This window comes from Nocardiopsis sp. JB363, from assembly GCF_900143625.1.
Lineage (GTDB): Bacteria > Actinomycetota > Actinomycetes > Streptosporangiales > Streptosporangiaceae > Nocardiopsis.
Genome location: NZ_FRFF01000096.1, coordinates 1 through 6,267 on the forward strand (window position 1 = coordinate 1; position 6,267 = coordinate 6,267).

4 protein-coding genes are annotated in these 6,267 nt (G+C 69.3%); 2 read left to right on the plus strand and 2 right to left on the minus strand.

Going from position 1 to position 6,267, the window contains the following annotated elements; all coding sequences use genetic code 11:
• Positions 1–34: 34 nt before the first annotated feature.
• Complete coding sequence (locus tag BQ8420_RS13965) at positions 35–1,231, minus strand: ABC transporter ATP-binding protein (protein WP_087099150.1); 1,197 nt, start codon at positions 1,229–1,231, stop codon at positions 35–37.
• 270 nt (positions 1,232–1,501) lie between these two features.
• Between BQ8420_RS13965 and BQ8420_RS13970 the strand changes: the two genes are divergently transcribed.
• Both BQ8420_RS13970 and BQ8420_RS33155 read left to right on the plus strand, forming a co-directional pair.
• Positions 1,502–2,197, plus strand: coding sequence for a response regulator transcription factor (locus BQ8420_RS13970; RefSeq protein ID WP_087099152.1), 696 nt, complete (start codon positions 1,502–1,504; stop codon positions 2,195–2,197).
• Positions 2,194–3,645 (plus strand): HAMP domain-containing sensor histidine kinase, encoded by a 1,452-nt coding sequence (locus BQ8420_RS33155; protein ID WP_087099154.1) that lies wholly within the window; start codon positions 2,194–2,196, stop codon positions 3,643–3,645. The genes BQ8420_RS13970 and BQ8420_RS33155 overlap by 4 nt, the downstream gene beginning before the upstream one ends.
• 910 nt (positions 3,646–4,555) lie before the next feature.
• On the opposite strand, the gene BQ8420_RS13980 is transcribed toward BQ8420_RS33155, so the two are convergent.
• A complete protein-coding gene (locus BQ8420_RS13980) occupies positions 4,556–5,911 on the minus strand; it encodes an HNH endonuclease signature motif containing protein (RefSeq protein WP_143847255.1) in 1,356 nt (451 codons plus the stop codon).
• Positions 5,912–6,267 lie beyond the last annotated feature (356 nt).

A 6,267-nucleotide genomic window follows, 5' to 3' on the forward strand; every position in this document is an offset into this window, starting at 1 on the left:
GTGTGGGGGGCGGGGGCGCATAGGGGATGCTCCTCTAGGAGTGGTCGATCGCGGTGCCCGTGGCGGGATCGAAGAACTGGATGCGGTCGGTGTCCACGGCGACCGTGATGGTCCGGCCCTCGAACACGTGGGTGCGGGGGCTGAAGCGGCCCACGCACACGACACCGTGGTCCACGGCCGGGAGGGCCTCGTCGGCGCCGACGTCGCGGGCGAGTTCACGGGTGTCCTCGGTGACCACGGGGGGCGCGTCCAGAGGGAAGTGCACCAGGACGTCGGAGCCCATGGCCTCCACGAGGTCGGCGACGGAGGTGAGGGTGGCGCCCGCGACCGCACCGACGATCCCGGCGTCCTCCATGTCCTCGGGGCGGATGCCCACGACCACCTTCTGGCCGGCGTAGCCGCGCAGGGCGGGGCGGCGGTGCAGCAGGCCGTCGGGCAGGTCCAGGGTCTGGTCGCCGATGTGGACGCGGAACCGCCCGTCGTCCTCGGTGAGTTCCACGCACATCAGGTTCATGCCGGGAGAGCCCACGAAACCGGCGACGAACAGGTTGTCGGGGTGGTCGTAGAGCTCCTGGGGCGGGCCGACCTGTTGGAGGACGCCGCGCTTCATCACCGCGACCCGGTCGCCGAGGGTCATCGCCTCGGTCTGGTCGTGGGTGACGTAGACGGTGGTGACGCCGAGGCCGCGCTGGATGCGGGCGATCTGGGCGCGCACCTGCACGCGGAGCTTGGCGTCCAGGTTGGACAGGGGTTCGTCCATGAGGAAGGCCCGGGGTTCGCGGACGATGGCCCGGCCCATGGCCACGCGCTGGCGCTGACCGCCGGAGAGGTGGCCGGGTTTGCGGGTGAGGTGTTCCTCCAGTTGCAGGACCTTGGCGACCTCGCGGACCAGCCGGTCGATCTCCGCCTTGGGGATCTTGCGCAGCCGCAGCCCGAACGCGATGTTCTCGTAGATGTTCAGGTGCGGGTACAAGGCGTAGGACTGGAAGACCATGGCGACGTCGCGATCACGGGCGGGCATGCCGTCGACGACCCGGTCCCCGATGCGGATGGTGCCCTCGCTGACGCTCTCCAGCCCGGCGATCATGCGCAGTGCGGTGGTCTTGCCGCAGCCGGAGGGGCCCACCAACACCAGGAACTCACCGTCCTGGATCTCCAGGGAAAGGTCGTCCACGGCGCGGGTCCCGTCCGGGTAGACCTTGCCCAGACCCTCGATCACGATCTCCGCCACGACACCTCCGAACGTCGGGCGCCCGACGTGTGGTCGACGCCCCCAGCAGGTCAGGGCCGGCCCGGTGGGATGTGACGCGGGCCACCGCCGGCCGTCTGCCAAGACAGTAACGGGACCTTCCCTAAGGAAGCCTTAACACGGCGTCCCCGTCGGCGCGATCGAGGGGCGGGGAGGGTCCGATAGGCCCAGGTGGGCACGGTTCGTCTCGATTCGGGGTACAGGTGGTCTCGGACGGCCCCGACGGACTTCCCCGTTCGTTAACGTGTGCGCATGGCAACCGTGTTGCTGGTCGAAGACGACCAGATGGTGCGTGACGCACTGGTGCGTGCGCTGCGCGGGCTGGGGCACGTGGTGTTCCCGGTCGGCACCGCTTTGGACGCGCTCAGAAAGGCCGCCGAACACGAGCCCGACCTGGTCATCCTGGACCTGGGCCTGCCCGACCTGGACGGGGCGTCCGCGTTGCGCATGCTGCGCGGGCACAGCGACGTTCCGGTGATCGTGGCCACCGCGCGCGCCGACGAACCCTCGATCGTGCGGCTGCTCAACGACGGGGCCGACGACTACGTGGTCAAACCCTTCTCCAGCGCCCAGTTGGCGGCCCGGATGAACGCGCTGCTGCGGCGTTCCTCCCGTGGCGGAACCGGCCCGACCGACCAGGACGATCTGACCGTGGGCGAACTGTGCATCAGTCTCGCCCAACGGCGAGCGGCCCTGGCCGGGAAGGCCTTGGAGCTGTCCCGGCGCGAGTTCGACCTGCTCGCCTACCTGGCCGAACACGAGGGGCGGGTGGTGACCCGGCGCGAACTCGTGGAGGCCGTCTGGCACGAACACCCCTACGTGGGCCACGACCAGACCATCGACGTGCACATGTCCTGGCTGCGCCGCAAGCTCGGGGAGAGCGCGAGCCGCCCCCGGTACCTGCACACGGTGCGCGGGGTGGGGTTGAAATTGGTGGCGCCCCGGTGAGAGGACTGCTGGCACGGACCGCCGCCCTGGTGGCGACACTGGTGGCGTTGGGCGTGCTGGCGGCCACCGCGTTGTGGGTCTGGAAGGAGACCGCCGACCGCGCGACGGTGGAGGCACGCACCCATGCGGACCTGGTGGCCGCCGTGGTCACGGTGGACGCCGAACCCGAGGTGCTGCGCGAGCTGGTGGCCTCCACCCCGGCCGGAGCCGAGGGGCGCCTGGCGGTGCATCTGCCGGACGGATCCACGGTGGGGGCGAGCCGTGCCGGGGCCGAGGAGGTGACCGCGCAGCGCGAGGCGGGGGTTGGGGTGGGTGCGGGTTCTGGTGCCGGTGCGGGTGCGGGTTCTGGTGCGGGTGCCGGTGCGGGTCCCGGTGCGAACCTCAACGCGGACTCCGATACCGATTCCCGCGCGAGGTCCGATCGGGCTCGGACGGTCCAGGTCGAAGGTGGACGAGCGCTCCTGATGGGCACCCGGACACCCGAAGGCGAGGCGGCGGTGGTCGAGGTGTTCCTGCCCAAGGGCGAGGTGGCCGCCGCCCTCGTCCGCACCCTGGGGTGGTCGGTGCTGGTGGCGATGCTCGTGGTCGTCGGCGCGGTGGCGTTGACCGACAGGTTGAGCGCTCCTTCACGCCGGGCCCTGCGGGAACTCGCGCGCACCGCGGTGGCGGTCGGGCACGGGCGGCTGAACGCCCGCATCAGGGTCAGCGGCCCGCGCGACCTGGTGGTGCTGGGAGAGTCCATCAACGCGATCGGCGAGCGGGTGCAGGACCTGCTGGCCAAGGAGCGCGAGATGGCCGCGGACGTCTCGCACCGGCTCCGCACCCCGTTGACGGCGCTGCGGCTGGACACCGAGTCCCTGCCCGGCGCGGACGGTGAACGCATCCGCGGGGCCGTGGCCGTCATGGAACGCGACGTGGACGAGATCATCCGCAACGTGCGCCCCAGGGAGGTCGAGGCGGAGGCGTCCGAGTGCGACCTGTCCGAGACCGTCCTCGACCGGATGGGATTCTGGTCGGTGCTGGCCGAGGACCAGGGTCGCGAGGTGGAGGTGGACCTGCCGCCGAACCCCACTTGGGTGGCCCTCAGCCGGGAGGAGGGCGTCGCGGTGCTGGACGCCCTGGTGGGCAACGTGTTCCGCTACACCCCGGCCGGAAGCCCGCTCGCGGTGACCGTGGTGGGACACGCGGGGTGGGTGTCGTTGCTGGTGGAGGACGCCGGTCCGGGGTTCGCCGACCCGACCGCGGCGCTGCGACGCGGCAGCAGCGGAGGCGGCTCGACCGGGTTGGGCCTGGACATCGTGCGCCACGCCGTGGAGACCACGGGCGGAACCGTCCACCTGGAACGCGGCAAGCTGGGTGGGGCGCGGGTGCGTTCCCGCTTCGCCGAGTCGGGAGCGGACCACGACGAGGAACAGCCCCTGGCCTGGCGCCTGCGCCGTTCCGGTTGAGGCGAGGGTTTGGGGGCTTGAGGGCTTGAGGGGTTGAGGGGTTGTACAGGGAGAGGGAGGAGCGGAGCCGAACGGGGCGAGGGCGAACGGGGCAAGGCCGAACGAAGCGAGGCGAAGGCGGAAACCGAGGTAGGGGGACTGCTGGTGGTCATACGAGTGTCGGGTTGTGGGTGGGGCGCCTCGGGTCTCGTGCCCTGAGGCTGTCGGGCGGGGTTTGGGTGGTCTCCCCCTTCCCCGCCGCGTGATTGTGGCCGTCTCCGCTACGCGCGTCAAGGTCGTCGCTGGGGCGGCTTCGCCGAGAGAGCGCTCCACCTTGACCCGCTTCGCTACGACGGCAGTTGGCGGCTATCGGGGAAGCGGGGAGTGGGGTCAGGGACCCAAAAGCACCTCCGGGCCTTCGGCCCGGGCCCTGACGGGCCGCCGGGCTCCGCCCGGTCCGGCCGCAGCCGGCCGAATCCCTACCCCACCGTCTCGTCGTGTCGTTAAGCGCGTCGCCACTACGTGACGGGTGCGGTAACGAAGGACCCGCTACAGGTCCGACTGGGGGCGGGGCGCGTCCCAGCGGTAGCCGGCTCTGTGGGTCGGGGCGCCTCACCGGACAAGGGCGGGCCGGTTACTCCCCAGCAGCGGCGAGGGCGGCACCCGCAGCAGTATCGGTGCCGGCATGTGCGCCAGTACCGGTGCGGGTGCGAGTGTGCTGCCGAGCCCCCCAACGGGAACCACTCTGGCCCCTGGATATGGCTCTAGGTGGGGGGTTCGGTGCGCGGATATGCCGATATCCCCACAAGGCACAGGGCCTTTGGGGTCTGACACCCACCCAGGGGTGTTTTTCGAGAGGTGCAGTGGTCTGCTCCGGGTGCATCGTTCGGAGCGGGGCGGTGTTTTCGCCTGGTGGAAACGCGTGGCGATGTTAGGCGGTGGCTGGGGCTGGGTCACCCTCACCGTCCCCGTTCTCTTTCTTCGCTTCTTGGCGGTTCTGGGTGTGGTGGTGTTCCCAGATCTGCTGGTTCGCCTTCACCTGCAACCGGTGCTTGAGCCGGTTGTGGGTGGAGCACAGCAGCTGCATGTTGTCGGAGCTGGTGGCTCCGCCGTGGGAGAAGGCGATGATGTGGTCGAACTGCGACCAGCTACGCGGCATGTCGCAGCCCTCGTGCCACTCGCAGTGGAACTCCTTGTACCCCGCCGCCTGGCGGACGGGATCGGGGGCGCACCGGTGCTTCTGACCCACATCGAGCAGGGTTTTGCCTTCGGCGTCGGTCAGGAACCGGCGCAACCAACTCTTCGGCGTGAGGCGGGAGACCATCTGGTCGGGGATGACCACCCCGTCCTCCGTCACAGCCGGCTCGGCCGTTTGGTCGCCGAGGTAGCGCTTCAAAGGCACGGTGATGTTCAACGTCACCACCGGCTTCGGGGCCTTCGCGCACGTGCGGTGGGCCAGAGCGGTCTCGAAGATCCGCATCATCGCGTCATAAGTGCGCTGATGCTTGGGGATAGCGGCATTATCGGGCCCGTAGGGTTCGGTGTAGGCGTCCAGGGCGGCCTGGATCAGCTGGTTATCCGCTCCCGGCCCCCACATGCGGAGCAGGAATCCGCCTTCGAAGGTGGGCGAGAATTGGGCACCACGGGTTTCGAAAGTCTCGTCGTAATCCCGGTCGGCTTTATCGGGGTCCAGCTGGGCGACGAACCATTTCGCCGCGTCCCGCAACTGACGCACCGACGCCTTCGGGCACTCCTTCTTATAAGCGATCAGCCCGAACTCCAACCGGGCCCGAAAACCCTCGACGTCGGGGTGCTGCGCTTTGAACTCCTCATCGGCTGTTTCCAGGACCTTGACCCAGTCGGTCACAGCTTTTTCGGTGGAGGTCGCGATCGCACACGCCTCACCCAACGACAGGGTGCTGTCCCCAAACGCCTCATCCACCAACGGCAACTGCTGGCGGTGCACGGCCCGGGCCAGGGTAGCCAGATTGGTGGCCTCGGCGGGGGTGGTGCCCCACCGGTGGGTGAGCCACGCCTGGATACCGCACTGGCCACCCTCCTCCAACAGGTCCCCGGAGGCTTCCATCGTGGCCAGGTCACCCAACAGAAGGTAGGTGGAGCGTTCCATGTCGCGGTGCAAGCCCACCGATTGTTCCAGTCGGCTTTTCGCGCAGCCAGGCGGGATGGGAGTGGTGAAGATATCCTCGATCTGCTCGCGCACACCCGCCATCGCTTTCTCGACCGGGGTGGCCCCGGTCGAAGCGGTATGGGTGTCAAAGAAGCGCATACTCTGATTATATGCCAATGCCACAGAGAACGGCAGACTTACTCGCCAGTTTATTCAATTAATTCCAAGACGCCGACACGCCTACCATGGAATGGCGCCCATTGCGGGTTATCCACAACCCCTTTTTCCCGCCATTACCCCCACCGGTGCCGGCCACCGCGGGGACGCGGCCCGCCCCGAGCCGCACCTGTAGCGGGCCCTTCGTGACCCCACCCGTCACGTAGTGGCGACGCGGCCCACGAGACAACGAGAGGGCTGGGTAGGGATTCGGCCGGCTGCGGCCGGACCGGGCGAAGCCCGACGGCCCGCCAGGGCCCGGGCCGAAGGCCCGGAAGGGCTTTTAGGTCCCTGACCCC

Bases quoted from the DNA above. Each gene is read 5' to 3' on its own strand.
- BQ8420_RS13970 (WP_087099152.1), top strand. From the start codon at position 1,502: ATGGCAACCGTGTTGCTGGTCGAAGACGACCAGATGGTGCGTGACGCA.
- BQ8420_RS13980 (WP_143847255.1), bottom strand. From the start codon at position 5,911: ATGCGCTTCTTTGACACCCATACCGCTTCGACCGGGGCCACCCCGGTC.